Origin of the sequence: Xylophilus sp. ASV27, from assembly GCF_016428875.1 — a bacterium.
Taxonomy (GTDB): Bacteria; Pseudomonadota; Gammaproteobacteria; order Burkholderiales; family Burkholderiaceae_C; genus Xylophilus.
In genome coordinates this window covers 1-239 of the sequence record NZ_JAELTO010000455.1, presented here as the reverse complement: position 1 = coordinate 239, position 239 = coordinate 1, and the positions used below count along the sequence as shown (strand labels likewise).

Sequence of the window (239 nt, the reverse complement as noted above, 5' to 3'; positions counted from 1 at the left end):
AGGCGCCGCAGGCGCGCGACTTCACGAACCAGCGCGTGCGCAAAGGCGGCGAGATCGACGAAGCCGAGCGCTCGAAGAATCGCAACAAGTCCAGGGTGCGCGCCCGCGTGGAGCACGTCTTCGCGGTAGTCAAGCGGCTATGGGGCTTCACCAAGGTGCGCTACCGCGGCTTGGCCAAGAACGCCACACGCTCGTTCGTCGCCCTGGGCCTGGCCAACATCTACCTGGCGCGCCAGCGC

1 protein-coding gene is annotated in these 239 nt (G+C 67.8%); it reads left to right on the top strand.

Annotation, left to right across the window (positions count from 1 at the left end; genetic code table 11):
* Window positions 1-239 (top strand): transposase (locus tag JHD63_RS25325; protein ID WP_198973219.1); only part of this gene is annotated, 239 nt, incomplete at both ends.